The organism is Streptomyces sp. NPDC003284 (assembly GCF_053589675.1).
Genome location: NZ_JBSFSI010000004.1, coordinates 25,068 through 51,027, shown reverse-complemented (window position 1 = coordinate 51,027; position 25,960 = coordinate 25,068). Strand labels below are relative to the sequence as shown.

The window sequence follows — 25,960 nt, the reverse complement described above, 5'->3', positions numbered from 1 at the left end:
GGCGCTCACAGCGGCATCCGGATCGCCCGGGTACCGCCCTCGGCCAGCCGGAACGGCAGCTCCCGCAGGCCCGCCGCGGCCATCGACCGGCGTACCTCCGCGTGCCGCTCCGGCGGGCACACCAGCAGCAGGAAGCCGCCGCCGCCCGACCCGAGCAGCTTGGCCCCGCTCGCCCCCGCCTCCCGCGCCCGGTCGTGCAGCGCCTGGAGACGCGGGCTGCTGATGCGCGAACCGAGCCCGGACTTCAGCGACCAGTGCTCGTTGACCAGGTGTCCGATCGCCGACAGGTCGCGCCGCTCCAGCGCGCTCACCATCTCGTCGGCGATCGACCGGATGGCGTGCAGCCGCCGCAGCGCGTCGTCGTTGCCGCTGCGGGTGCGCTCGTTCTGCTCGGCCAGCACCGCACCCGCGTCCCGGCTGGTGCCGGAGTAGAAGAGCAGCAGCCGGGCCTCCAGGCCGGCCCGTACCGCCGCGGGCAGCTCCAGCGGCTGGGGGTCGACCCGTCCGGAGCGGTGGAAGCGCAGCAGCCGGATGCCGCCGTACGCCGCCAGATAGTGGTCCTGCTTGCCCACCGCCCGCCCGAGGTCGTCGATCTCCACCGCGGCGGCCGTCTCGGCGAGCGTCCGCGCGGACGCCCCGGGGGCCGCCGCGTGCAGCACCGAGACGGCGAAGGCGGCCGAACCACCGAGCCCGCTGCCGCTGGGCGCGTCGCTGAAGGAGGCGAGCTGGCAGCCCTCGTCCAGCCCGGCCCGCAGCAGACAGGCCCGGACCATGGGATGGGGGTGGTTCCCGGCGCGGTCGCACTCGACGGTGGTGTCGACCGCGGTCCGCAGCCGGCCCCGGAAGTCACGCGGGAAGAGCGTCACCCCCACGTAGCGGTCGATGGCGCAGCCGACGACCAGCCCGCCGTACCGGGAGGAGTAGCTCGGCAGGTCGGTGCCGCCGCCCGCCAGCGAGATGCGCAGCGGCGAGCGGACCGTCACCACGGCCGGTCCGTCCGGCGGGTGGGCCGCCGACGCCGCGAGGGCCGGCTCAGGCAGCCGGGACGTGAGGCCGGTCATGACGGACCGTGCCCGGCGGTGCACTCCTTGCCCCGGCGCAGCAGGTCGTGCACGGCGGCGGTCACCAGGGTCTGCGGCACCGGGGTCAGATACCGCTGCTCGGCGTTGAGCGGAGCCCCGACCGCCCGCAGCAGCACCATGGCCACCTCGGACCCGTCGCACGAGCGGTAGCCGCGCTTGTTGTCGTACGCGATGTGGTGCAGCACGGTCTCGGGCGCGATGCCCACCGTCAGACAGCGGCAGATCCCGATGCGGTCGACCAGTTCCTCGTGGACGGCGAGGCCCTCCGCGTCCAGCAGCCCGGCCCGGTGGGCGACGTCCGCGGCGGCGGTCATGCCGAGGGCCACCGCCTCACCGTGCTTGACCATGTCGCCGCCGCCGGGCCCGCGCCCGGCCCCGGCCAGCTCCAGGGCGTGGCCGACCGTGTGCCCGTACTCCAGCAGGACGCCCGCGTGCTTCTCGTACGGGTCCTCCCGCAGCAGCCGGCCCTTCACGGCCAGGCTCAGCTCGAAGATCTCGCCCAGGTCGGCGGGGGAGTAGTCGGCCTCCCGGCGCAGCAGGCGCCGCAGCCGGGGAATCTGCGCGGGCTCGATGGCGAGCGCGTTCTTCACCGTCTCGCACGTGCCCGACCGCAGGTCGCGCGGTGAGCCGGTGGCCACCACGGCGAGATCGACCAGGACGGCCTCGGGGATGTGGTAGAGGCCGACGGTGTTCTTGGCGTGCCCGGTGTTCACGGCCTGCTTGACCGAGAGCACCGAGTCGCAGGCGGCGATCACGGTGGTCGGCACATGGACCAGCCGCAGCCCCCGGAAGAGCAGTCCGGCCAGTACACCGGCGATGTTCCCCGGGATGCCGCCGCCGACCGCCACCACCACCGAACGCCGGGTCACCCCGAAGTCCAGGGCCAGGTCGACGAACCGGGAGAGGGTGGCCAGGTTCTTGAACTCCTCACCGGGCGGGTGCGAGAGGAGCAGGGTCGGGGTGGTGCGCTCCAGCCGTTCCACCAGCGCCCCGGCGGCCAGCTCCGCCACCGTGGCGTCGGTCACCACCACGAACCGGTCGGCGTCCAGTTCGGCCAGCGCGGCGGCCATCTCCGCCCCGATGTGCTCGCCCAGGACGACCCGGACCCGCTTCCCCGCGATGTCGAAGGAGCGTTCCCGCAGTCCCGGGGGAAGCGGTGGTGCCGCGGCGGCGTCCGCCGCGGCCGCTGGTTCACGTGCCTGTAAGTCCATCGCCATCACTTCCGGAAGGTGTCGATGCGCTGCTTCGCGATGCTGATCGCCGCTGCCGAGATGTCGTCGCAGGACCACCTGCGGCCGGACTTCTCGGCCGCCAGAGCGGTGGAGCCGATCCCCGCGAAGGGATCCACGACGTGCTCGCCCTCCTCGGTGAGCAGGCGGATGAAGTAGAGCGGGGCGGCGACCGGGAGAGCCAGAACCAGGTGGTCACGCAGTCGTGCAGCCGGTTGAACCGGCGCTCCTCGTACTCCTCGTTCACCTCCAGCAGTCCGGGCTGGACGGTGCGCACGGGGCGGTCCCGCGCCCAGGCGCCCCCGGTCTCCAGCACCACACTGCCGTCCGGGAGCAGGACCCGCTCCGTCTCGGCCAGGTGGTGGTCGAGCCGGTCGCCGAAGGCGGGGCCGGTCGGGTCCTGCGACGACGGTGCACGGGGCCCGGTGAACCAGGGGGAGGTGACCACCAGACGCACACTCCGCTCGGGCAGCGCACGGAGGAAGACCGTGGCGTCGCCGTGGAAGAGCGTCCCCTGCGCGGTCGACGCCACGGGGCGCGCCGGGGACTCGGCCTCGGTGCGGAGACTCATCGCCGGACCTCTCTCTCGTCAGGACGGGGTACGGGCTCGTCGGGACGGGGCACGGGCCGGAGGGACCAGAGGGGCCGAAAGGACCAGCGGGGCCGGAGGGTCCGGACGGTTCGGCCGCATCCGGACGGCCCGCCCCGGGTTCCGCCGTCCGGACCGGACGGCCCAGGACAGTCGGCCTCGGCCGGAGCCGTCACGATGCGGCTCTCGCCTTCTCCAGCGCCGCGACGATCTCGCCCATCCGCTCGGGCTCCGCGAGGAACATCCGGTGCGGCAGGACCACCGCGTTCTCCCCGGCCGCCTCCGCCACCGGCAGCCGGAACCGCGCCGGATCCAGCTCGCGCCGCCGGTCGCCGGTGGCCCACACCGAAGCCAGCGGCTGGTACAGGTCGTTCCGGTTCAGCGCCGAGTCGATCGGTTCCACGTGCACGCCCAGCTCCCGGGTCAGGGCCGCGGCCACGGTGTGCTTGGCGGCCGGACCGAAGACGTCCGGGTCCAGCCGGACGCAGACCTGGTAGGCGGCGTCCTCGGTGACCGCCTCCGGGCGGGAGAGCGGTGCCGCCCCGTCGAAGCCGGCGAGCAGTTCCTCCAGCCGCCGCATCGACCGGCGGCGGCGGGCGTTCTCCTCGGCCAGCCTGCCCAGACCGTCCAGCGCCACCGCCGCGCCGAACTCGCTCATGCAGTAGTTGTAGCCCTGCACGCCGGGGTGTTCGGCCAGTTGCAGCTCGCCGACGGGCGCGTCCGGCCGGGGCCCCCGGCCGTCCGCCCGCTTGCGGTAGAGCAGTTCGTGGACGGCCGGATCGGACGTGGTGGCCACCCCGCCCTCGCCACCGGTGAGCAGCTTGGTCTGCTGGAGACTGAAGGCCGCCGCGTCGCCCAGCGACCCCAGCCGCCGGTCCCGCCAGGACGCGCCGTGGACGTGCGAACAGTCCTCCAGCACGGCGAGACCGTGGCGGCGCGCCAGCGCGGTGAGCGCGTCCATGTCGACGGCGGAACCGTGCAGATGGACCGCCATGACGGCCCGGGTGCGCGGTGTGACCGCCGCCGCCGCTGCCTCCACCGACAGGCACAGCGTCTGCGGGGAGATGTCCACCAGGACCGGTACGGCTCCTGTCCGGAGCACCGCCGAGGCACACGCCACCCAGGTCAGGCCCGGTACCAGCACCTCGTCACCGGCCCGCACCCCCAGCGCCTCCAGCGCGACGGTCAGCGCCGCCGACCCGTTGCACATGGGCACCGCGTGGGGGACGCCGATGAACCGGGCGAAGGCGTCGGCGAACTCCTGCTCGTACGACGGCCGTCCGGTGAACGCGCCGCTGACCGCCCAGCGGCCGGACCGCACCACGTCGAGCAGCCGCCGTTCGGTGTCGGGAGTGTGCACCGGCCAGGCCGGCCATGGCTGTGCGTCGGTCATCAAGAACCTCCGATGGGGTCCTCCGGCCGTACAGCCGGGGAACGTGCCGGGGATCGGGGTGACGCCGGGAGGAACGCCGGAACACCGGGCCGGGCCGCCGGGTGCCGTTCGCGGGGCGGCGGGACGGACCCGTGGCGGGCACGGGCCCGAGGGGCGCGCCCGGGGCGGAACACATGCGCCCGGAGTGGAACACGTGCGCCCGGGGTGGAACACATGAGGGATCCGGCCGGGAGGGCCGGGGGACGGCCGGTCGGGGGCGTGCCGGAGGCGAGGGACGGGAAGCCGGTGGGAAACCGGGACGGATCGCACGGGAGAGCGGCGGAACGGGGGACGGAGCGGGACGGGACCGGAGGGGACACGGGACGCGACCGTGGTGCGCCCGACCGGAGTCCGGCCGGTGCCGCCGACCGCGAGGAGTGGCCGGTGTGTCCGCTGTAGCGGTTGTCGAGTCCCGTAACCGTACGCCAGCGATTGGTGGGCATGTCAAGCCGCGCCCGGCGGATGACCGGTTCTCCGCGCATCCGGCCTCTCGGCGTCCGCTATGGCGGACGCCGGACGACCCGGCCCGGTACGCGTCCTGACCGGTGGAAGTCGTTCCGGTGGCCCGGTGCACGTCCGGCACCCGCCCGGCCCCCGGTGGCCGGGTTCGATCGCTCGCCCGCGAAGTGGCCAAGTTCCGCTGGCAGTTGCCTGTTGTCAGCCGACACGGACGGCTGTTTGACTGGACCAGGGCGCCCGGCCCGGCGTTCCGGGCCCGGACCCCTTCGGCCGCCCGGACCGCCCGACACACCCGGGCCGCCGAAGACACGGACAGGGGTGCTGGATGAGCAGCGAGCACGACACGGCGAGACCGGCGCCGGACCGGCCGGTGCCCGGCGGGTTCGGCGAACGGCTGGCCCGGCTGATCACCGTCTGCTACGCCGGTGAGCGCAAGCGCCCCGGCTACGCGCGGCTGGCCCGGGACATCTCCGAGAAGACCGGCCGGGCCATCTCCGGCACCTACCTCTGGGAGCTCGCCACCGGGCGCAAGCGCAATGTGACGCTCGATCAGGTCGGCGTGCTGGCGGACTACTTCGGCGTACCGGCCGGCTACTTCGTGGACGACGAGGTGGCCGCCCGCGTCGACACACAGCTCCAGCTCGCCGCCGCCCTGCGGGACACCCGGGTGCGCAACCTCGCGCTGCGCGCCGACGGACTGTCACCCGCCACCCTGGACGCCCTGCTGACCATGGTCAACGAGGCACGGAAAGTACAGAACATGCCGGTCGACGACTCCGCCGGGCCACCCCCGGAGCAGGGAGGTCCAGGGGCGTAGCCCACCATCACACCCCCCCCGGGCCCCGCGGCGGCCCGTGGCCGCACTCCGCGCCCGACGGCCCTCCGCCCGGCCCGTCGCCGCCCCCGCCGGACTCCGTCACGCGCGCGTTCCCCCGCCGCCCCGGCCCCGCCTCGCAGGAGAGCAGATGTCCATGTGCGACACCCGATTACGCCGCCGCCGGTGCGAGGCCGCCATGGCCGGACTCCGGCTGCCCCGGCCCTTCTCCGTGCCGGAGCTCTGTGAGCAGGTCGCCGAGCGGCGCGGCCGGCCCCTGCACCTCCACCCGCTCCCGGCCGCCGCCGCGGCGGCGGGTACCTGCGGGCTGTGGCTCGGCACCGAGGCCGCCGACCACATCTTCTACGAGCAGCGCACCGGACGGCTCCACCAGGAACACATCGTGCTCCACGAACTGGCCCACATACTCCTGGACCACCACCGCATCGTCCCCGGCGGAGCGGCCGCCGAGCGGCTGCTGCCCGACCTGGACCGGCGACTCGTCCGCCGGCTGATGCCCCGCGCCGACTACTCCACCCCGCAGGAGCGCGAGGCCGAGACCCTCGCCACCATGCTCCGGCTCGACGGCGAGGCCCCCGCCCGCCGCCCGGACGAGGTGCTGGACCGGCTGCGGGAAGCCACCGGAATGTGGCCCTGACATGAGGGCGCACCTGCCCCTCTGGCTCCTCTGGTACCAGCCGCTGACCACCGGATTCCTGGTCGCCGCGGTCCTCTCCAGCCTGCCGGGCGCCGTCCGCCGCCCCCGGCAGCGCCTGCTGTGGGGCGGCGTGGCCCTGGCCGCCGTCGCCATGGTGCTCGACCTGCCGTTCGTCCGGCACGCCTCCGGCCCGTACGGCGCGCGCTGGGCCCTGCCCCTGGTCAGGAACGCCGCCGGAGTCCTCTCGGCCGGTGCCGTCCTGCTCTTCGTGGCGCGGGCGGCGGACAAGCCCCGGCTGCGCACCGCGGTACGGGCCGGCGCCCCGATCGCCCTCGCGGTGCTGTCGGCCCTGGTGCTCGCCGAACGCTCCCGCGGGCCCACGCTGGTGGACGGCGTGCTCCGGGTCACCCACTCGGCGCTCTACTGGCTGGTCCTGGGCGGCATCCACCTCGCGGCCAACGCCGCCTGCGCGACGCTCTGTCTCCGCCACGGCCGCCGGACGGCCGACCGGGGACTCGGCCTGAGCCTCGGACTCTTCGGCGCCGGAGCGGTCTGCGCGGGCATCTACTGGGCCGGGCGCCTCGCCGCGGTCCTGACCCCCGCGTCGCTGCCCGGCGAAGGCGCGGCGCTGCGGCTGGTCATCGGGCTGCACGCGGTGCTGCGCGGTGCCGCACTGCTCGTCCCCCTGCTCGGCGCGGCCCGCCGGGCCGCCGCCGACGCCCGCGCCCTGTGGCGGTTGTGGCCGCTCTGGCACGAACTGGTCCGGGCATCGCCCCAGGTGGTGCTCGACCGCTACCCCTCCCGCTGCGCCGAACTGCTGGCCCCGCCCTCCCACTGGCGCTTCCTCGCCTACCGCAAGGTGATCGAGACCCGGGACGCGGTGCTGGTGCTCCGGGACCGCGCCGGACCGGCCGCCCTCGACTGCCCGCAGCGCCGACCGGCCGACCCGCCCGACAGCGACGAGGTCGACCGGCCCGCCTGCCTGCTCGGCGGAGGCTGCGCCCAGCAACCCCGCTTCGCCCCACCCGCCGCGCCCCGCACCGGCCCGGCGGGCGACGGCGCGACGGCCGTGACCGCCGAGGTCGCCTTCCTGCTCCACGCCGCTCACCACTGCCCGGCCCTCCGCCTGTTCCGGTCCGGCGCCGCACCCGGGAAGGACGACGGCCGACGCACCGCCTGAGCCCGAGTCGCGTCAGCTCGACGGGCCGGACACCCCGGACACCCCGGACACCCAGGACACCCAGGACACCTCGGACACCGAGACCGTCACCGGCACCCGAACCGTGCCGCACGGGTATGCGTGCCGCACGGGTATGGGGGAGGGGGCCAGCGGGAGCCGGCCGGGCCGACCGCCGCCGGACCGCGTGGCTCAGGGGCGGGACTCCGCCCGCTGGACAGCCAGGTCCATGGTCGCGGCGAGCGGCAGGTAGTCCGCGGTGCCGGTGACCTTGAACAGGCGTGTCACGTTCGGATGGAAGGGGCCCGCCACAGCCAGCAGCCGCCCCTCGGCCGCGTATCTCTGGTGGGCTTCCAGGAGCAGGTTCAGGAGACTTGAGTCGGCGAACTCGGTCTGCGACAGGTCCACCACCGTCACCGCGACATTCGCCCGCCACGCCTGAGCCATGGCCTCATGGAGCTCGTTGACCGTGTCGACGTCGATCTCCCCGGAGGCCGCCACCACGAACGCCCGCTCGGTTGCCCTGACTGTGACCAGCTGTTCGTCGCTCATGCTCTGCACTCTGCCAGCACCTCCGTCCTGGCTCCAAGGCAGCCCCGGGGTGAAGCCGGTCCCGGGGAATGCGACGGACGCTCGTGGGTACCCACCCGGGCGCCGGGGCGGGTTGCCCGGATGCCAGGATTGCGGAATAGTTGTCGTCCGGCAAGTGATGCATACGCGTGATGTGAGGTGAAGGGCCACGTGGAGGGCCCTGTTCCATGACTGCTCTCCCGGAGAGTACCGGTATGAACACCGTCGGCGCGGCGAGTCCGGCAACTGCCCCTTACCCGGTGGTGGTCGTGGATCGCACCGGGCGGGTCGTGGAGCTCAACGACGCCGCCTCAGCCCTGTTTCCCGCCACGCGCGTCCATGAGCCGCTGTCCTCGCCGCCCTGGCTCGCCTCCGCACAGCACGCCGCGGAACCCGGCGACGTCGGCGGCGAGGTGGGCGACCGCTACTTCTCGGCGCAGAGGACCGGCCTCGCCGACGGCGGGACGGCGTGGTGGCTGGTGGACGAGACCGCCCACCGGGCGGTGGCGGCGGAACTCGCCACGGAGCGGGAGCGCACCCGGTTCCTGGCGGAAGCCTCCAGCGCGCTGCTGGCTTCGCTGAACCTGGACCGGTGCATGGAGGTCACCGCGAGACTGGCCGCCGCGCATCTGGCCGACGCCGCACTCGTCATCGCCCCGAGCAGAGCGCGCAAGCTGCCGGTGGTCGTCTGCGACCAGCAGGGGCGCCTCACCCGGGTCACCGTGTCCAGCAAACCCGAGGACGTACCGGGACTCGCCGAGGCGCTGCGCGGCTTCCCGCCGGTGCCCTCACGCTGGATAGATCCCGCCACCGCCCCGGACTGGCTCATCCCCGAGGGCCTCGGTCCGGTCGGGTCACTGGCCATCACCCCCCTTCCCGGACACGGAGTACCGGCGGGTGCGCTGATCCTGCTGCGCCGGGCGGAGGAGGCCGCCTTCACCGAGTCGGAGGAGGCGTTCGCCGGGCTGTTCGCCGCCCGCGCGGGTGCGGCGATGTCGGCCGCGCGGCTGTACGCCGAGCAGAACGCCGTCGCGGACACCCTCGTACGCGCTCTCCTCCCGCCCACACCGCGGCACGTGGAGGGAGTCGAGTTCGCCGGAGGTTACCGGGCCAGCGTGGACACCGACCGGATCGGCGGCGACTTCTACGACGTCCACCCGCCCGGCGAGGAGTGCCCCGAGACCCTCGCCGTCCTGGGAGACGTGGCGGGCAAGGGCCTGGAGGCCGCCGTCCTCACGGGCAAGATCCGCAACACGCTGCACGCCCTGCTGCCGATGGCCGACGACCACGCGCGGATGCTGCGGCTGCTCAACAACGCCATGCGCGGCAGCGAACGGGTGCGCTTCGCCACACTCGTGCTCGCCTCCGTACGCCGCGAGGACCGCGATGTGCTGGTGCGGCTGACGTCGGCAGGCCACCCCGCGCCGCTGATCGTGCGCCGGGACGGCCGGGTGGAGGAAGCCGACACCGGGGGCACCCTGATCGGGGCCATGCCGACGATCAGCTCCCGCACCGCCCATGTACGGCTCGCCCCGGGCGAGACCTGCCTGCTCTACACCGACGGCGTCACCGAGGCCAAGGGAGGGCCTCTCGGCGGCACCATGTTCGGTGAACAGCGCCTGAAGCGAGCCCTGGCCGAATGCGCCGGCATCCCCGCCGCGGCGGTCGTCGAGCGTGTCCAGATGCTCGCCGACGAGTGGATCGGGGACGGGCGCCACGACGACATCGCCGTCCTGGCCATCACCGCACCCCGCGGAGCGCACCTCAGCGCCGTGGACGGAACGACGCGAGGCAGGTACACCACATGACGGCCACCTCCCGCCCCGGCCGCGACGGGGAGAGCGCCCGCCACCGCGTCGGAGCCCGCCTCGCCTCCCCCGACCGTGACGAGCGGGCCGTGGAATGGACGGACAAGCTCTGGACGGCCGTCCGGGCGGCGGACGAGTACTCGGCCGTCGATGTGATCCACAACTGCCTGGAGGCCGGGCTGACGGCGGAGACGGTTCTGCTGGACGTCATCGGCGCCGTCCAGCACAAGGTGGGCGCCGAATGGGCCGCCAACCGGATGAGCGTCGCCGACGAGCACGCCGCCACCGCCATCAACGACCGCGTCATCGCCGCCCTCCCCATGCCGCGCCCGGCCACCCCGCGCGGCACGCTGACCGTCGCCTGCGTGGACAAGGAATGGCACGCGCTCCCCGCACGCCTGCTCGCCGAGACGCTGCGCCTGCGCGGCTGGCAGGTCAGCTACCTCGGGGCCCAGGTGCCCACCGCGCACCTGGTCAGCCAGATCCACCGCAGCGGGGCGACCGCCGTGTGCCTGTCGGCCGCCCTGCCCACCCGCCTGCCCCTGGCACACGCGGCGATCACCGCCGTGCAGGCCGTCGGTACGCCGGTCATGGTCGGCGGTCTCGCCTTCGGCACCGACGGCCGCCGCGCCCACCGCCTCGGCGCCGACGCCTGGGCGCCCGAAGCCCGGACCGCCGCCGACCGGCTCGCTGCCGGACCCCTGACCGGGCCCCGGCCGCCGCACCAGGCCGTCGACGACCTGCCGCACCTGGCGGACCAGGAATACACCATGGTCACCCGCTCCGCGCGCAGCCTCGTACGCGAGACCCTCCACCGCCTGGAAGAGCGGTTCCCCGCGATGCGCGACTACGACGACGAGCAACGCGAACGCACGGCCGAGGACCTCGCCCACATCGTCGACTTCCTGGCCGCCGCCCTCTATGTGGACGACGCCGACATCTTCACCGGCTTCCTCGCCTGGACCGCCGACGTGCTCACCGCCCGCGGTGTCCCGGCCCGCTCCCTGCTGCCGGGCCTCGACCTGCTCACCGAACAACTCCACGACTTTCCTCGCGCCCGCGGCCTCCTCGGCACCGCGCGCGCCGAGCTGGCCGCCCACTGCTGACCCCGGACGTTGGAATCGACCCGTGCCCACCACCCCTGACGCAGCTTTCCTGCGGATCCTGCCCTCCACCGACCCGGACACACTGTGCCTGGCTCTCGTCGGCGACCTGGACCACGAGACCGGAGACGACGTACTCGACGAGATCCGGGAAGCCCTGCGCGGCTGTGACGGCGTACGCGGACTGCGGCTGGACTGCCGGGAGGTGGCCACGGCCGACTCCGCCGGCCTGGCCGTCCTGTTGCAGCTCCACCGCGACACCCACGAGGCCGGCCTCGGCTTCCGGCTGGACCGGACGGGTCCGCGACTGGAGCGGCTCCTTCGGATCACGGGCACCTACGAGTACCTCACGGGCGCTTCCCCGGCCCACCTGCCCGCCGACCCGGAACCGGCGATCGAGACGGGGGACTCGGGCACCTAGCGGCTCGCGTGGCGGGACGAGCGCGTGAAGTGCCCGGCCGGGGCGCGCAGTCACCGGTGGGACGGTGCCCGTGGGAGGATAGGGTTGACCTGTGCTCCGGATGTTGCGGCCACGAGTGTGCGGCTGTCAGGCTGCGGGAGCAGAGGGCGGGACGCAACACCAGACCCTGGAAGCGGGGCGAGTCCAGCCGGTTCGACCTGTGAGACGGGGATGACATCCCAACGGAGTGCTCCACGCCATGAACCCACAAGCCACCTCCCCCTCGCCTCCGTCCAGGGAAGCGGCCGAAGCGGCCTGTGAGATCATCGAGCTCCTCGAAGTGCTGTGGGAGCGTGGCCGCGACGCCGTCCAGGTCACTCCGGTGTCTTCCTCGCAACTGCGGGTGCTCTACAGCCTCGAGCGGCAGGACGGCATCAACCTGCGCACGCTGGGCGAGCTGCTCGGCTCCTCCGCGCCGTCCGTCAGCCGTCTGTGCGACCGGCTCCAGGCGCTCGGCTTCGTCGAGCGGACCCCGAGCCCCGTCAGCCGAAGAGAGCTGACGCTCCACCTGACCAAGCGGGGCGAGACGTATCTGCGTGAGCTCAGGGCACAGCGTGAAGAGGTGCTGCGGTCCGTGATCGAGGCCATGCCCCGCTCGTCCCGGGTTGCCCTGCTCAAGGGGCTGTCGGCCTTCCGCGACTCGGCGGAGGACATCGCGCCGGTCCGCCGCACCGACCGGGCCGACAGGACAGCCTGAGGCACCGGGCGGGTCACCCCGGCTGAGACCGCCCGCCCGTGCGTCGCGGCCGACCCGCGGACCCTGCTCGGAGCGTCGGCCGCGGCGGTGGGCGCACGGGTCCGGATCCGGCGGTGGCCGCCCGGACCACCGGGCCCGACGCGTCACGCTCGCCGCCGCTCCGCACATCCCGGGCTCAGGGCCGCCCGTTCCAGTCGAGGCAGACGACCAGCGCGTCGTCGTCCAGCGGTGTCTCTCCCCGGTAGGCCGCGAGTTCGCGCAGCACCGCTCCGGGCACCTGGGGCGGGGGAAGCAGCCGGGTGGCGGTCAGCGCCCGCGCGAGGGCCCGCTCTCCGTACTTCTCACCGGCGGAGGACGGGGTGTCGTACACACCGTCGCTGCCGATGAGAAGGCGGTCGCCGGGCTGTACCTGGAAGTACTCGCACTCGTAGGGCGTGTCCTCGAACATGCCGAGAGGCAACTGGGCGTCGAGCGACATGGCGTCCACATGATTGCCCCTCAGCCGCCAGAGCCGGGGGGACCCCGCGTCCACGGCCTGGACCTCGCCGGTCGCGAGATCGAAGCGCAGCAGCAGGACCGACACGTGGGCCGCACCGTGATACTGCGCGTAGACGGCCTGGTCGGCGAGGCGGGCCTGATCGGCCAGGCCGAGTCCGGCACGCCGGGCGTTGCGCATGGCGTTGACGGCGAGGTTGGTCAGGAGAGCGGCCTGGATGCCCTCGCCCATGCCGTTGGTCACGGTCAGCGTGAGATGGTCGGCGGAGGCGGACCAGTCGAAGTTGTCCCCGAAGATCGAGTACGCGGGTTCGAGGTGGCCCCCGAGAGAGAACTCGGGCCGGGAGCAGGCCCGCCCCGGCAGCAGCTGCCACTGCATCTCGGCGGCCAGCGTGAGGCGCGCGGCCCGCCTGGCCAGCACATACTGGTCGGTGTCGCGCTCCGCGACGAGGATCTCATGCCCCAGGACGTCGCAGATGTGCTGCATCTCCGGGATCAGTGTCTGGACGAAGCGGTCCTCCGGCAGGGTGACGGACAGCACCCCCATGCGGTCACCCCGGATGGTCACCGGGAAGTGCACGGTCACCGCGTGCCCGTCGGGATCGGGGACGACGTGAGGTTCCTGGGCCCCGAAGGCCCGCCCCTGGGGGCTGTTGTGGATCAGGACCGGCTCCGTCGAGAACGGCACCGTCTCGACCGCCTGCAACGACCTCATGCTGTAGTCGGCCAGCCGCAACTCGACGCGTACGGCACCGTAGTGCTCCATGAGAGCCACCGTGACGATGTCGAGCAGGGCGTTCGGCATCGCCGCGCGCAGCGCATGCTCGACGGCGGTAAGTCTGTCCACGCCATCCCGCTTTCCCTGCGCATCGGGACCGGCTGTCCCAGGCAGTGACTGACCGATCCCCGCGGTCAGGCGTCATGGCCTGCCGTCGCCCGGCCTGTCCGATTCTACTTCCTGCCCTGGTCGTCTCCGGTCGGCGTGGGCCGGGCCGCACCGGCCGTCGACCCACGAAACGAGGCAGGCGACGCCGGTGGGCGTCGCCTGCCTCGTCATCGCACCGGATGTCAGCGCGAGCGGCCTGTCACCAGGCGGTAGACCAGCAGCACGATCACGGAACCGACGATCGCGGCGATCCAGGTGGAGAGGCTGAAGAAGCCGTTGATCGAGTGGACGCCGAAGATGACCTTGCCCAGCCAGCCGCCGAGCAGTCCGCCCACGATGCCGATCAGGATCGTCACCAGGCAGCCGCCCGGGTCCTTGCCAGGGGTCAGTGCCTTGGCGATGGCGCCCGCGATGAGGCCGATCAGGATCCAGGCGATGATGCCCACGAGAGTGTTCCTTCCGTTCTGGTGTGGCGACGTCGAGAGCCCCCGGGGGCTCTCGGCATACTCCCTGATATCCCCTGCGAGGCGGGATATGCCGAGCTGAGGGGGCGCGTGTCGAAACCTGAACAGGCCACACGCCCGCGGACTCCTTGCGCAGGCCGCGCGCTTCCACCGGCTCGCCGACCGCACAACGGCCGACACCTGCGTCCGGGCGACACCGCCGTGGCCCCGAAGGGCATCCCCGCTCGCCGCCCGACGGTGCCTGTGGGAGACCTGGTGCCGGTGGGAGATCTGGTGCCGGTGGGAGATCTGGTGCCGGTGTTGTGAAGTGAGGACTGCCCGGTGGTTCCTCGGGCACCGGTTGAGCTGACACGAAGGGACCCGACCCGGGTCCGGCCTTCACACGAGGAGAGATGCATGAAGTCGTGGCGCAAGCGAATGACCTACGGGCTTGCTGCCGTTGCCGCCGTGGCCGCGATTCCGCTGACGGCTGGTTCCGCCTCCGCCGCCAGTTGGCACGACATCGCGGGTGGACCCGAGATGTACCCCGACATGGCGGCGTGCCAGGCGGACATCCCCGAGGCGAAGAAGCACTACCAGGACGCCACCTGCGTCGACAACAACGGGCGTATCTCCCTCTGGGTGCTCTACTGACTCCGTAGCCACCCGCACTCCCCGGGCCGGCGCCTCCCGCAGGCACCGTCGGCTCATGGCGGCCTCCGCGCCGGGCGCGGGGGCCGCCGACAGGACCGGCCGCTGTACGGGCCGTGCAGGCGTACGCGGGTGACAGTCACCCGCCGCAGACCCACCGTGTGGCCGGGTGCGCCGCCCCCAGCCACAGCGTGTCCTGGTCGCCGTGTCGTCCGCTGCCACGGCCGCGCGCCGTCTGGCGGCGGACGGGCACCGGGTGTTCCTCGGCGCGCGCCGTACCGACCGCCTGCGGCGGCTGGCGGCGCAGATCACGGAGGAGGGCGGCACCGCCGCCTTCCGCACCCTGGACGTGACCGACGCGTCCGCCACACAGGCGTTCGTCGACGCGGCGCTGGACGAGTACGGCCGGATCGACGTCGTCGTCAACAACGCCGGAGTGATGCCCCTGTCGCCGCTGGAGGCTCTCCGGACCGACGAGTGGGACCGCATGATCGACGTGAACGTACGAGGGGTGCTCCACGGCATCGCCGCCGCCCTGCCCGCGATGCGCTCCCAAGGCGGCGGCCACTTCGTGAACATCGCCTCCGTCGGAGCGTACGAGGTCTCGCCCACGGCGGCCGTCTACTGCGCCACCAAGTTCGCCGTCCGGGCGATCTCGGAGGGACTGCGCCAGGAGTCCGACGGCAGCATCCGGGTCACCCTGGTCTCGCCGGGCGTGACCGAGTCCGAACTCGCCGACGCCATCAGCGATCCGGAGGCGAGGGCCGCGATGAAGACCTACCGCGCCGAGGCACTGCCCGCCTCCGCCATCGCGAAGGCCATCGCCTACGCCGTCGGCCGGCCGCCCGCCACCGATGTGAACGAGATCGTCGTCCGGCCCGCCGCGAGCACCCAGTGATCCGTGGCGCGGACCCCGTCACGCACGGCCCCACCCTGACCTCTTCCTCGGCTCTCCGTCGCCTCACCGGCCACCGCATACAGCGACGGCGGAGGAGCACGTCCGGAGCGTGCTTGAGGCATACGCCGTGAGGAACGAGTCGCGTCGCAAGAACAGTCGCAAGAACAAGCGGCCTCGGAAGGCCGAGCAGACGGACACCCCCTGATAGCGGACACACCCTGATAGGTGAAACGGCGGGGCTCCCCGGCCCGCACCCGGCGGCTATGGGGGTCAGGGGCGGATGGCCACGGCTGCGTAGCAGGACGCTTCGGCGTCGGTGACGGGTTCGTCGGCGCTGCTGCCGTCGGGGCGCCACCGGGGGGTGGGGACGATGCCGGGGTCGACGAGGTTCCAGCCGTCGAAGAAGCGCGCGAACTCGTTGCGGTCGCGGGCTCGCGTGGGGGTTCCGGCGGCCGTGTAGACCTGGGTGAGACGGGAGGTCTCCTCGGGGGCGAACTCCGCCGTGAGATGACTGACGGCCAGCGCGCTGCCGCTCGGCAGAGCGGATTTGAACACGTCGGTGATCTTGTGTGCGCCTTCGGGCACGAAGTGCAGCACGGCGTTCAGGCTGAGTGCGATCGGCTGGGAGAAGTCCAGGTGCTTGCGGGCGGCTTCGAGGATGGCCTCCGGCTGGGTCACGTCGGCCTGCACATAGGCCGTGACGCCCTCGGGGGCTCCTTTCAGCAGAGCTTCGGCATGGATGAGGACGATCGGGTCGTTGTCCGCGTACACCACCCGCGCCCGGGGGTCGATCTGCTGGGCGACCTCGTGGAGGTTGGGCGATGTGGGGATCCCGGTCCCGATGTCGATGAACTGCCGGATCCCCGACTCGGCCAGGTGACGGACCGAGCGCCGCATGAAGCCGCGGTTGGCGCGAGCGGCCGTCCGCGCGTACGGGAAGACCGCGAGCGCGCGCCCCGCGGCCTCCCGGTCAGCCGGGAAGTTGGTCGTCCCGCCCAGGAAGTAGTCGTACATCCGCGCCGAGTGCGGCACATGGAAGTCCAGGTTGACCTCCGGATCCCCGTCGGCGTCCTCATGGGCGGTTCCTGCGGCCATGCGCTCCCCCTGGGTCCTGGACTGCTCCGATCCCGCGACCGCGCGAGGGTCCGCACTCGCGTCCCGGGGCACGCCCAGGCGGATCGCGGGCCGGCTGGCGCGGCCTCAGTCACTATGCCCACCGCGTCAGACGGAATATCGCTCTCCGGTGCCGCACCGGCCGGAATGGCGACTCGCGATGACCGGATAGCGCCGTCCAGACAGGCGTCGTGTTGATCGGATCATACAAGTTGCCTGATTTTCCGATCAATAACGATCGCTGCGAGTGACGCCTGAACACCAGGCGTGCCGATGCGCTCCAATGTGCTTGTGGGGGACTCCAGTTCCCCTCACCGACCGCCGCTCGCACCGCCCGGGAATCCCTGAACGGCTGCGGGCGGCCTGCGCCGGGCGCCACCATGAAGAAGAGGCGCCGGGAGGGGATGGGCACGTGACGGGGAGCGACTGGGCGGCGGTCCGGCCAGCCCTTCGGCTGACGTACGACGCGTTCTGCGAGACGCACGAGCGGGCCTGGCTCGGGGTCGCCCGAGCACGCCTGCGTGACGAGAGCGCGGCACAGGCCGCGGTGAACAGAATGAAGGGCCGCCTGCGGCAGCAGTGGCCGCGCGTGCTCCGTGAACCGGTCCCGGCGTTCCGCGCCTGGGCGTTCGTCAAGGAGGAGATCGGCGCCGCCCTGGCGGAGAGGGCGATGACGGCCGACGAGCAGGTGCGGGTGCCGGACTGGGTGGCGGTCGTCCGCAAGGCGGCCCAGCTCGCCGAGGACCGCGCCGAGGCCCAGGGAGTCCACGAAGCCCTGTACGACGCGATCAAGGGGCTGTCGGAACGCCGCCATGACGTCGTGGTCCTGCGCTATCTGCTCGAACTCCCCGACAGCGTCATCGCCGAGTACCTGGACACCACCGAGGCGAACATCCGCTCCACCGCGTCCCAGGCCCTCGCCCGCCTCGCCCGAGCACTGCGAGACCAGCGAGGACAGCGGTGACCACGGAACGGCAGCAACTCCTGCACGACACGTACCAGCCCGCCGACCCCGAGGTCGAGCACAACGCCGAGGCGGACCGCTTGCCGCGGTCCTTGTCCGCCGAAGACCGGGACAGCGGCTGGACCCGCCTCCTGGCGGCGCCCAGCCCACTCCCCTCCGACCAGGAGCAAGCAGCCCACGAACTGGACCTGGCCGCAGCCCTGATCCTCGCCATGCCCACCGCCGCGGCCTCCCTGGCACTGCTCGCCAACAGCCGGCGCATCCACCCCGAAGGGGCCCTCGTCCTCGGAGCGCTCCTGTACATCTCCGGCCACCGCGACGGAAGCCAGTTCTGGCTCCAGTTCGCGGCTGGCAGCGGCAACCACACCGCCGCCTCCCTCCTCAGCCTCCTGCACCGCGCCCTGGGCGAGGTCCTGGACGCCGAGACCTGGCGCCGACAGGCAGACACCCTCGCCGACACCCGCCGACGCGAACGCGTCCAGAAAGTCCTGGACACCTCCGGCACACTCCTGCCCCACGCGATACGCGCCGACATGATCGCCCGCTGCCACGAGGGCCTCGGCGTCCGCCTCCCGCCACGCATCGCCGCGGTGCTCCACCAGCTCCCCGTCGACAGCGACGACCCGGAGTACGGCGAGGTGCCCCAGGTCAGCGCGAGCCTCGTCCGCGAACTGGCGGCGGCCATGTAGGTCCCGTCCGTACCGGTCGGCGCGGTGGGCTCCGGCTTCGGGCGCCCGCCTCCGGCCACCACGGCGAACCCGAGGAATCCGCGGCGGCCGCGTTTCCGCACAGGGCACCCCCTTCTCAGCGTCTTCTCAGCAAGCTCCGCCCAGGCTGGAGGAGTCACAGGAAGCCCCGCCGAGGGGCGGACGGCCGAGCAGTACGTCCCGAGCAAGTACGTCCCGAGCAGAGGGACCCGACCAGAGGAGCCCGGCCAGAGGAACCCGAACAGAGGGAAAGGAAGCCCATGGCTCCCCGTACCACCACGCCCGTCACCACCACCACGCCCGTCACCACCACGCCCGTCGTTCCGGCCCCCGGCCCCGGCGCCCCGGACCTCGCGCGCCCCGTGGGCGTCACCGGCGGACTGAACCGCTTCTTCGAGGCCGCACGCGACCGCACCCCGGGGGCCCTCGCCCTCGTATGCGGGACGCGGCGGCTGTCCTATGCCGACCTCGACGCCCGAGCCGACCGGGCGGCCCACTACCTGCGCACCGCCGGAATCGGTCCGGGAAGCCGCGCCGCCATCCTGCTGCCCCGCTCCGTGGACCTGTACGTGTGGCTGCTGGGTGTGTGCAAGACGGGCGCGGCGTTCGTGCCGATCGACCCGGCGGCGCCGCCGGACCGGGTCGCCTTCATCCTGAGCGACGTGGACGCCGCCGTACTGCTGACCACGTCCGCCCTCGCGGCCCGCACGGCCCGCACGGACAGCGGAGCGGCAGGTGGGGCGCGCCGGGTCGTCCGCACCGACACCTGCGCCGCGGAACTCGCCACGCTGCCGGCCGTCCGCCGGACGGCGGACGAGGACCCGAGCGGTACGGGCGACCCCCTCGCGTACATCATGTACACCTCGGGATCGAGCGGGAGGCCCAAGGGCGTGGAGATCGCCCGGTCGAGCATCTGCAACTTCCTGCGTGTCGTCGGCCCCGTCTACGGTGTCCGGCCCCAGGACCGTGTGTACCAGGGTATGGCCCTCTCCTTCGACTTCTCCCTGGAGGAGATCTGGCCCACCTGGACGGCAGGAGCCGCGCTCGTCGCCGGACCGGCGGGCCCGGCCCACCTCGGCGTCGAACTCGCCGACTTCCTGGAGGAGCGCGAGGTGACCGTCCTGTACTGCGTGCCGACGCTGCTGGAGACCATCCCGCGTGACCTGCCGCGGGTCCGCACCCTCGTCGTGGGCGGCGAAGCCTGCCCCGCCTCACTCGTCCGGCGCTGGAGCCGTCCCGGCCGGCGTGTCCTCAACACCTACGGGCCGACCGAGGCCACCGTCACGGCGACCTGGCAGGAACTGCTCCCGGACCGGCCGGTGACCATCGGCCGGCCCCTGCCGACGTACCGCGCCGTCCTCCTCGACGAGCGGGGACGGCGCGTGCCGCACGGCGCGGTGGGCGAGATCTGCCTCGGGGGACCCGGCCTGGCCCGCGGCTACGTGGGCCGCCCCGATCTCACCGCCGACCGCTTCATCGAGCATTCCCCCGCGGCCCACGGCGGCCGGCTCTACCGGACCGGAGACCTCGGCAGGGCGACCGGCGAGGGCGAGATCGAATACCTCGGCCGGGCGGACGCGGAGGTGAAGATCCGCGGCTACCGGGTGTCCCTGGACGAGATCGACAACGTGCTGCTGGAGGACCCCGCCGTGGCCCAGGCCGCCACCATCCTCACCACCCCGCCCGGCGCCCGCCGCACCGGCGCCGACGAGCACGACGCTGACGGCGAGCACGACGCTGACGGCGAGGCCCGCGACCACGTCCTCGCCGCGTACGTGGTGCGCGCCGATGACGGCACCGGCACATCCCGTCCGGCCTCCGGCACCCCGCCCGCACCCGGCCCCGACGACGCGGCCGTGTGCCGCTCCGAGGACGACGACACCCTCACCGCCCGGCTGCACGAGCGCCTGCGCCGCGCGCTGCCCGCCTACATGGTGCCCGTGACGCTGGACTTCCTCGACCGCCTGCCGGTCATGCCGAGCGGCAAGACCGACCGCGCGCGGCTGCCCGCGCCGACCGGCCACCGGCTCGCCGCCCGCACGGGCCGCGTGATTCCGCCCAGGGACGAGACGGAACGCAGGGTACGTGACGCCTGGGCGCGGGTGCTCGGCCTTGCTCCCGGCCAACTCTCCGCCGACGCGGACTTCTTCACCGGACTCGGTGGTCATTCCCTGCTCGCGGCGCGCGCCGTCTCGCTCCTGCGCGACGGCGACGGCGACGGCGACCGAGACGGCACAGTCGCCCCCACCCTCCGCGACCTCTACGAGAACCCCACCGTGCGCACCCTCGCCGCACGTCTGCGCACCCGCGCCGCCACGGACGGCGGTCGTCGGCCCGGGGCACCGCGCCCCGCACCCCTGCGGCACAGCAGTGCCAGGATCGCCCGCGCCGGACTGGCCCAGGCCATGGCCTTCTACGGCCTGCTGCTCCTGCTCACCGGCCCGGTGGCGCTCTCCTACGCCCTGCGTCACGGACAGACCTTCGCCGCGGGGGCCGTCGTACCGACGATCGCCGTACTGACCGGCTACCTCGCCGTACGCTGGCTCCTCCCGGTCGTCCTCGCCCGACCGCTGGCAGCGGGCATCCGCCCCGGCCACTACCCGCTGTGGGGGGCCACCTGCCTGCGGCTGTGGGCGCTGGACGTGCTGGTCCTCGGGATCAGCCCGCTGCGGGTGCTCAGCGGATCCGCGTTGATGGGCCCCTATCTGAGGCTTCTCGGCGCGCGTATCGGTCGCCGCACCACCATCGCCACCAGCCTCGTCGGCCTGCCCGCACTGCTGCGCGTCGAGCACGACGCCGCGATCGGCTACGGTGCGACGCTGCGGCCGTGGCAGGTCTCCGACGGCCGCGTCACCGTGGCCCCGATCACCGTCGGCGCGGGCGCGTACGTCGGTGCCAACGCCGTCCTCGAACCCGGTGCCCGCCTCGGTCCCGGGGCCGCGCTCGGCGAGCAGTCCGTGACGGGCCCGTACGATCCGCTCCCCGCCGGCGCGCGCCGCGCCGGATCCCCCGCCCGTCCCGTCGCGGCGCTCTCGCCGCTCGTCGAGACGATGCTGCGCACCCGCGTCGGCCCGGACGGCACGCGCGGCGCGCCCGGCGCCGACACCCGTGAACCGGACCGCTGGCGGCCCAGGCACGTGGCCGCCGTCCTGCTCGGACTGGCCCTGCTGGAGACCGCCGTGGTCGCCGCCGCCCTGCCGGGCGTCGCGCTGTTCTGGTGGGCCTGGCTGCGTGCGGGCATCGTCGGGGCACTGGTGGCCACCGCGGTGTCCGGTCCGCTCCTCGTCGTCACGACCTGCCTGGTCGTCGCCCTCGGCAAGCGGCTGGTCCTGCCGAGGACACCGCCGGGCATCCACCCGGTGCGGTCGGCGCTCGGCGTGCGCAAGTGGATCGCGGACAAGTTGCTCGAACACAGCCTGCTCCTCACCAACTCGCTGTACGCCACGCTCTACACGGTGCCGTGGCTGCGGCTGCTCGGCGCCCGGACCGGCCGCGGCGCCGAGGTCTCCACGGCGTCGCACATCGATCCGGACCTGCTCACCCTCGGCGACGGTTCGTTCGTCGCCGACATGGCGGGCATCGGCGTCGCCACCTTCGCCGCCGACCGTGTGGCGTTCGCCCCCACCGAGGTCGGCGGGCGCGCGTTCGTGGGCAACGCGGCCCTCGTGCCCGCCGGAACCCGGCTCGGTCCGGGCAGCCTCGTCGGCGTCGGCACGGTACCGGCCGACGAGCGGGTCCCGGCCGACAGCACCTGGCTCGGCTCGCCCGCGCTGCGGCTGCCGGTACGCCAGGACAGCGGGACGTACCCCGAGAAGCTGACGTTCCGGCCCACCCGCGGGGCCGTGCTCGTCCGTCTGGTGATCGAGTTCTTCCGGGCCACCGTGCCCGCCTCGGTACTCGCCACCGGTGCCTTCCTGTACCTGCTCGCCCTGACCTGGACGGCCCGCCGCGGCACCGGGCTCGTGGCGCCGCTGCTCGTCTCCCCGCTGCTGGCCGCGGGCTCGGCGCTGGCCGTCCTGGGGTTCTGCGTCGCGGCCAAGTGGGTCGTCGCCGGCCGGTACCGGCCGCGCGTGGAGCCCCTGTGGAGCCTGTTCGTGCGCCGTACGGAGTTCGTCACCGGTCTGTTCGAGGCGGCGGCGGTCCCGGGGGGCGTCGGCACCCTGGTGGGGACGCCGTTCCTGCCGCCGGTGCTGCGCGCGCTCGGCGCCCGCATCGGCCGGCGCACCTGGATCGGCACCACCTTCCTGACCGAGTTCGACCTGGTCGAGGTGGGGGACGACGCCGACGTCGGCATGAACGTCTCCCTCCAGACGCATCTGTTCGAAGACCGGGTGATGAAGATGTCCACGGTGCGCGTCGGTCCGGGCGCGAGCGTCGGCACCCGCACGATCGTGCTCTACGACACGGTCGTGGGCGCAGGCGCCCGGCTCGGCGCGCTCTCGCTGGTGATGAAGGGCGAGCGGCTCGCACCGGGAACGTCCTGGCGCGGGCTTCCCGCGGAAGCGGGCGCGGAGGAATCCGCGGACGTACGCGGCGGAGAGCCCGGAGGACGCGGAGAGCCCGGAGGCCCCGGATGACGGCGCGCGGTACCGCCCCCCGCACCGCCACCCCGGACCGCCGCCTCGCCCTCGTCTACCGCGGCCCCGCCGCCCTGCTGCCCGGATGTTCCGAGACGGTGGCCGAGATGCTCGACGCCGGGCCGTGGGACCTGGCCGTCCGGTTCACCGGCCCCCACGAGACGCTCCCGCTCTCGGCGGAGTCCCTGTCGCAGGCCCTGCTGTACGCCCAGCCCGGCGGCGGGGAACTCACCTCCGCCTACCGGAAGCTGCGGCGGCACCGCCGCGACATACGCGCCTTCGTCCGGGGCGGCGGCCGCTACCTGGGGTTCTGCCTCGGCGGCTATCTCGCGGGGGCCACACCGGGCTTCGGCCTGCTGCCCGGGGACACCGACCGGTACATCTCCTCACCGGGCGCGACCGTCCGCCACGACAGGGACACCCTGGTCCCGGTGACCTGGCGGGGCCGTCCCCGCACCCTCTACTTCCAGGACGGCCCTCTGTTCGCCCTCGACGAGCACGCCGACGCCACCGTCCTCGCCGTCTACGACAACGGCGCCCCGGCCGCCCTCGTGACCAGGTTCGGAGCGGGCCGCGTAGCGGTCACCGGCCCCCACCCGGAGGCCACGGACGACTGGTATCTCGACCACGGCCTGCCGGTCCAGCACACCCGGGACCTGGCCGTCGACCTGGTGGACTCGGCGCTGCGCGGGTGACCCGCGCACACGAGGACCGCTCCAGCCGTCCTGGGTGTCCTCTCCGGAAACGGCCGTCGCCGTCCGGCGTTATCGTGGAGCGGAGAGGCCGCCATGCGGATGCTGATCATCGAGGACGAGCGCCCGCTCGCCGGGGCCATCGCCGAAGGGCTCGCCGCGGAGGGCTTCGTCGCGAACGTCGCGTACGACGGGGTCAACGGTCTGTGGCGGGCCCGGTACGAACGGTACGACGTCATCGTCCTGGACATCATGCTGCCCTCGCTGTCGGGGTACGAGGTGCTGAAGCGCCTGCGGTCGGCCAGGATATGGACGCCGGTGCTGGTGCTCACCGCGAAGGACGGGGAATACGACGAGGCGGACGCCCTCGACCTCGGCGCCGACGACTACCTCAGCAAGCCGTTCTCCTACGTGGTGCTCGTCGCCCGCCTCAGAGCCCTGCTGCGCCGAGGAGCACCGGCCCGGCCCGCCGTGCTCACCGTCGACGACCTCACCCTCGATCCCGCTCGCCGCCGCTGCCGCCGCGGTCACCGGGACATCGACCTGACGGCACGGGAGTTCACGCTCCTGGAATACCTCGTCAGACACAAGGACGAGGTCATCAGCAAGACGGACATCCTCTCCCATGTGTGGGAGGAGCACTTCGACGGCGACACCAACATCGTCGAGGTGTATGTCGGCTACCTCCGGCGCAAGATCGACGTTCCGTTCGACCGCCGGACCATCGAGACCGTCCGCGGCGCCGGCTACCGGCTGCGCGGCGGCGCGAGGTGAGAGGTGGTCCCCGGCGTCCGGTCCTGGTGGGCCCGCCGTTCGCTGCGGCTGCGCCTGACCGCCGCCGCGGCCGTGGGCATCGCCGCCGGACTGGTCTCCGCCGCCGTGCTGCTCGTCGCCTGGCTCCACGCCAGCCTGATCGGCGGTCTCGACCAGACCGCGCTCGAACGCGCTCAATTGGTGGCGTCCGACCAGATCAGCGACCGCATAACCGCCGAGGTACCGGCGACCGACCACGGAGAGGTCGCCGTACAGGTCGTCGACGGCAAGGGGGCCGTGCGCTCCAGCTCGCCCAACCTGCGGGGGAAGCCACGGGCGTTCACCTTCCCCGCGAGCCGGTCCGACACCCCGCACGCCCGTACCGTCCATGACGTCCCGGTGGGCGAGGGCGGCACCTGGCGCGCCGTCGGCGTCCCCGCGGGCACGCGGCACACCCCGCTCACCGTGTACGTGGCCGTGCCCACCGAGGGCGTGGACCACAGCCTCGACCAGCTCGTCGTGGGCCTGGCCACCGGTGTGCCCGCGGTCGTCGCGCTGCTCACCGGTGTGGTGTGGCTGCTCACCGGGCGCGCGCTGCGGCCGGTGGACGCCATGCGCGCCCAGACCGCCGAGATCAGCGCCTCCGATCTGAGCCGCCGCGTCGACGTACCGTCCGCCGGTGACGCGCTCGGCCGGCTCGCGGCGACCTTCAACGACCTGCTCGCCCGCCTCGACACCGCGACACGGCGCCAGCGCCGGTTCGTCGCGGACGCCGCCCACGAACTGCGCAGCCCCCTCACCACTGTGCGCACCCGCCTGGAGATCGCCGCCCGCCATCCCGGCTCGACCGACGCGCAGCACCTCGCCACCGGTCTGCTGCACGAGACCGAACGGCTCACCCGGCTCGTGGACGACCTGCTCGGACTCGCGCAACTGGACGCCCGCCCCCGGCTGCGGGCCCGGCCCGTCGACCTCGACGAGATCGTCTTCGCCGAGGTGCGCGACGTCCGTCGGCGCACCCGGCTCCTGGTCGACCAGCACGCCGTCGGCGCGGCGCGGGTGACGGGCGATGCGGACGCCCTCTCCCGTGTCGTACGCAACCTGCTGGACAACGCGCTGCGGCACGCCGCCACACGGGTCGACGTCAGCCTGCGCACGGACGACGGAACCGCGCGACTGGTCGTCGCCGACGACGGCCCCGGCATCCCCGAGGCCGACCGGGAACGCGTCTTCGGACGCTTCACCCGCCTCGACGACGCCCGTGCCCGGGACACCGGCGGCAGCGGCCTCGGCCTCGCCATCGTCCGGGACGCCGTCATGGCCCACCACGGCAGCACCCGCGTCGAGGACAACCGGCCCGGCGCCCGGCTGGTCGTCCTGCTGCCGACGGAATCCCCGTGAAGCGAAGGCCGCGCCCGGCTGCGGCACACCGGTCCACGTCGCCCTCCCTCGCACGGCGGCGGCACGGGCACGAAACCGGGAACCGGGAACCGCCGACAATTCCTTACCTGAACAGAACTGTTTCCGCCCCTTTTTCTCGCCGCTTTCTTTCCGGAAAACCGAAACCCCCTTCGCCATTTCCTTTCGGTCGAACACGGAAGAACGCATCATCTACGGTTCCTCAATTCCTTCCCATGGGCCGGTGCGGAATGACTTGCCTTTCATTGGTGCACCACCTGGCATCTCCCGGCATCTGAAAGGCC

Annotated in this window: 23 protein-coding genes; 15 read left to right on the top strand and 8 right to left on the bottom strand. The window is 73.2% G+C overall.

The window, feature by feature from the left end:
• Nucleotides 1–5: 5 nt before the first annotated feature.
• The 4 genes from ACWDYF_RS10270 to ACWDYF_RS10255 form a co-directional block, all read right to left on the bottom strand.
• A complete protein-coding gene (locus ACWDYF_RS10270; RefSeq protein WP_381736367.1) occupies nucleotides 6–1,061 on the bottom strand; it encodes a GHMP family kinase ATP-binding protein in 1,056 nt (351 codons plus the stop codon).
• Nucleotides 1,058–2,299, bottom strand: coding sequence for an iron-containing alcohol dehydrogenase (locus ACWDYF_RS10265; protein ID WP_389467508.1), 1,242 nt, complete (start codon nucleotides 2,297–2,299; stop codon nucleotides 1,058–1,060). The genes ACWDYF_RS10270 and ACWDYF_RS10265 overlap by 4 nt, the downstream gene beginning before the upstream one ends.
• Complete coding sequence (locus tag ACWDYF_RS10260; RefSeq protein WP_381736503.1) at nucleotides 2,299–2,496, bottom strand: DNA methyltransferase; 198 nt, start codon at nucleotides 2,494–2,496, stop codon at nucleotides 2,299–2,301. Before ACWDYF_RS10260 ends, ACWDYF_RS10265 begins: the two co-directional genes overlap by 1 nt.
• A 576-nt stretch (nucleotides 2,497–3,072) precedes the next feature.
• Nucleotides 3,073–4,293 (bottom strand): DegT/DnrJ/EryC1/StrS family aminotransferase, encoded by a 1,221-nt coding sequence (locus ACWDYF_RS10255; protein WP_389467505.1) that lies wholly within the window; start codon nucleotides 4,291–4,293, stop codon nucleotides 3,073–3,075.
• Between the two features lie 823 nt (nucleotides 4,294–5,116).
• Between ACWDYF_RS10255 and ACWDYF_RS10250 the strand changes: the two genes are divergently transcribed.
• The 3 genes from ACWDYF_RS10250 (at nucleotide 5,117) to ACWDYF_RS10240 (ending at nucleotide 7,443) form a co-directional block, all read left to right on the top strand.
• Complete coding sequence (locus ACWDYF_RS10250) at nucleotides 5,117–5,608, top strand: hypothetical protein (RefSeq protein WP_389467502.1); 492 nt, start codon at nucleotides 5,117–5,119, stop codon at nucleotides 5,606–5,608.
• Nucleotides 5,609–5,756: 148 nt separating this feature from the next.
• On the top strand, nucleotides 5,757–6,263 hold the full coding sequence (locus tag ACWDYF_RS10245) for a hypothetical protein (protein WP_234029274.1): 507 nt from the start codon (nucleotides 5,757–5,759) through the stop codon (nucleotides 6,261–6,263).
• A 1-nt stretch (nucleotide 6,264) separates the two neighbouring features.
• Nucleotides 6,265–7,443, top strand: coding sequence for an MAB_1171c family putative transporter (locus ACWDYF_RS10240; protein ID WP_389467499.1), 1,179 nt, complete (start codon nucleotides 6,265–6,267; stop codon nucleotides 7,441–7,443).
• A gap of 189 nt (nucleotides 7,444–7,632) precedes the next feature.
• Here ACWDYF_RS10240 and ACWDYF_RS10235 read toward each other — a convergent pair whose 3' ends face one another.
• On the bottom strand, nucleotides 7,633–7,992 hold the full coding sequence (locus ACWDYF_RS10235) for an STAS domain-containing protein (protein WP_381736361.1): 360 nt from the start codon (nucleotides 7,990–7,992) through the stop codon (nucleotides 7,633–7,635).
• 233 nt (nucleotides 7,993–8,225) lie between these two features.
• Here ACWDYF_RS10235 and ACWDYF_RS10230 point away from each other — a divergent pair, with 233 nt between their 5' ends.
• The 4 genes from ACWDYF_RS10230 to ACWDYF_RS10215 all read left to right on the top strand — a co-directional run bounded on the left by ACWDYF_RS10230 (nucleotide 8,226) and on the right by ACWDYF_RS10215 (nucleotide 12,078).
• Complete coding sequence (locus ACWDYF_RS10230; protein WP_389467495.1) at nucleotides 8,226–9,818, top strand: PP2C family protein-serine/threonine phosphatase; 1,593 nt, start codon at nucleotides 8,226–8,228, stop codon at nucleotides 9,816–9,818.
• Complete coding sequence (locus ACWDYF_RS10225) at nucleotides 9,815–10,924, top strand: cobalamin B12-binding domain-containing protein (protein ID WP_389467492.1); 1,110 nt, start codon at nucleotides 9,815–9,817, stop codon at nucleotides 10,922–10,924. The genes ACWDYF_RS10230 and ACWDYF_RS10225 overlap by 4 nt, the downstream gene beginning before the upstream one ends.
• Before the next feature lie 22 nt (nucleotides 10,925–10,946).
• Nucleotides 10,947–11,342 carry an STAS domain-containing protein gene (locus ACWDYF_RS10220; protein ID WP_389467490.1) on the top strand — a complete coding sequence of 132 codons (396 nt, stop codon included), beginning with the start codon at nucleotides 10,947–10,949 and terminating at the stop codon, nucleotides 11,340–11,342.
• 238 nt (nucleotides 11,343–11,580) lie between these two features.
• Nucleotides 11,581–12,078 (top strand): MarR family winged helix-turn-helix transcriptional regulator, encoded by a 498-nt coding sequence (locus tag ACWDYF_RS10215; RefSeq protein ID WP_389467487.1) that lies wholly within the window; start codon nucleotides 11,581–11,583, stop codon nucleotides 12,076–12,078.
• A gap of 175 nt (nucleotides 12,079–12,253) precedes the next feature.
• Here ACWDYF_RS10215 and ACWDYF_RS10210 read toward each other — a convergent pair whose 3' ends face one another.
• Together ACWDYF_RS10210 and ACWDYF_RS10205 are read right to left on the bottom strand one after the other, a co-directional pair.
• A complete protein-coding gene (locus ACWDYF_RS10210; protein ID WP_389467484.1) occupies nucleotides 12,254–13,420 on the bottom strand; it encodes a PP2C family protein-serine/threonine phosphatase in 1,167 nt (388 codons plus the stop codon).
• Nucleotides 13,421–13,641: 221 nt separating this feature from the next.
• Nucleotides 13,642–13,905 (bottom strand): GlsB/YeaQ/YmgE family stress response membrane protein, encoded by a 264-nt coding sequence (locus ACWDYF_RS10205; protein ID WP_018565933.1) that lies wholly within the window; start codon nucleotides 13,903–13,905, stop codon nucleotides 13,642–13,644.
• Between the two features lie 465 nt (nucleotides 13,906–14,370).
• On the opposite strand from ACWDYF_RS10205, the gene ACWDYF_RS10200 reads away from it, so the two are divergent.
• On the top strand, nucleotides 14,371–14,556 hold the full coding sequence (locus ACWDYF_RS10200) for a hypothetical protein (protein WP_389467481.1): 186 nt from the start codon (nucleotides 14,371–14,373) through the stop codon (nucleotides 14,554–14,556).
• Between the two features lie 166 nt (nucleotides 14,557–14,722).
• Nucleotides 14,723–15,451 carry an SDR family oxidoreductase gene (locus ACWDYF_RS10195; RefSeq protein WP_389467478.1) on the top strand — a complete coding sequence of 243 codons (729 nt, stop codon included), beginning with the start codon at nucleotides 14,723–14,725 and terminating at the stop codon, nucleotides 15,449–15,451.
• Between the two features lie 270 nt (nucleotides 15,452–15,721).
• Here the strand turns inward: ACWDYF_RS10195 and ACWDYF_RS10190 are convergent, their stop codons facing one another.
• The gene (locus tag ACWDYF_RS10190) at nucleotides 15,722–16,546 is read right to left on the bottom strand and encodes an SAM-dependent methyltransferase (protein WP_389467476.1); all 825 of its coding nucleotides are present in this window, start codon (nucleotides 16,544–16,546) and stop codon (nucleotides 15,722–15,724) included.
• A gap of 430 nt (nucleotides 16,547–16,976) precedes the next feature.
• Here ACWDYF_RS10190 and ACWDYF_RS10185 point away from each other — a divergent pair, with 430 nt between their 5' ends.
• The 6 genes from ACWDYF_RS10185 (at nucleotide 16,977) to ACWDYF_RS10160 (ending at nucleotide 25,658) form a co-directional block, all read left to right on the top strand.
• Nucleotides 16,977–17,528, top strand: coding sequence for an RNA polymerase sigma factor (locus ACWDYF_RS10185; RefSeq protein WP_389467473.1), 552 nt, complete (start codon nucleotides 16,977–16,979; stop codon nucleotides 17,526–17,528).
• The gene (locus ACWDYF_RS10180) at nucleotides 17,525–18,217 is read left to right on the top strand and encodes a hypothetical protein (RefSeq protein WP_389467470.1); all 693 of its coding nucleotides are present in this window, start codon (nucleotides 17,525–17,527) and stop codon (nucleotides 18,215–18,217) included. Before ACWDYF_RS10185 ends, ACWDYF_RS10180 begins: the two co-directional genes overlap by 4 nt.
• Before the next feature lie 278 nt (nucleotides 18,218–18,495).
• Complete coding sequence (locus tag ACWDYF_RS10175; RefSeq protein ID WP_389467466.1) at nucleotides 18,496–22,812, top strand: Pls/PosA family non-ribosomal peptide synthetase; 4,317 nt, start codon at nucleotides 18,496–18,498, stop codon at nucleotides 22,810–22,812.
• Nucleotides 22,809–23,507 (top strand): BPL-N domain-containing protein, encoded by a 699-nt coding sequence (locus tag ACWDYF_RS10170; protein ID WP_389467461.1) that lies wholly within the window; start codon nucleotides 22,809–22,811, stop codon nucleotides 23,505–23,507. The genes ACWDYF_RS10175 and ACWDYF_RS10170 overlap by 4 nt, the downstream gene beginning before the upstream one ends.
• 93 nt (nucleotides 23,508–23,600) lie before the next feature.
• The gene (locus ACWDYF_RS10165) at nucleotides 23,601–24,278 is read left to right on the top strand and encodes a response regulator transcription factor (RefSeq protein ID WP_381736350.1); all 678 of its coding nucleotides are present in this window, start codon (nucleotides 23,601–23,603) and stop codon (nucleotides 24,276–24,278) included.
• Nucleotides 24,279–24,281: 3 nt separating this feature from the next.
• On the top strand, nucleotides 24,282–25,658 hold the full coding sequence (locus tag ACWDYF_RS10160) for a sensor histidine kinase (protein ID WP_389467457.1): 1,377 nt from the start codon (nucleotides 24,282–24,284) through the stop codon (nucleotides 25,656–25,658).
• The last annotated feature ends 302 nt before the right edge of the window (nucleotides 25,659–25,960 follow it).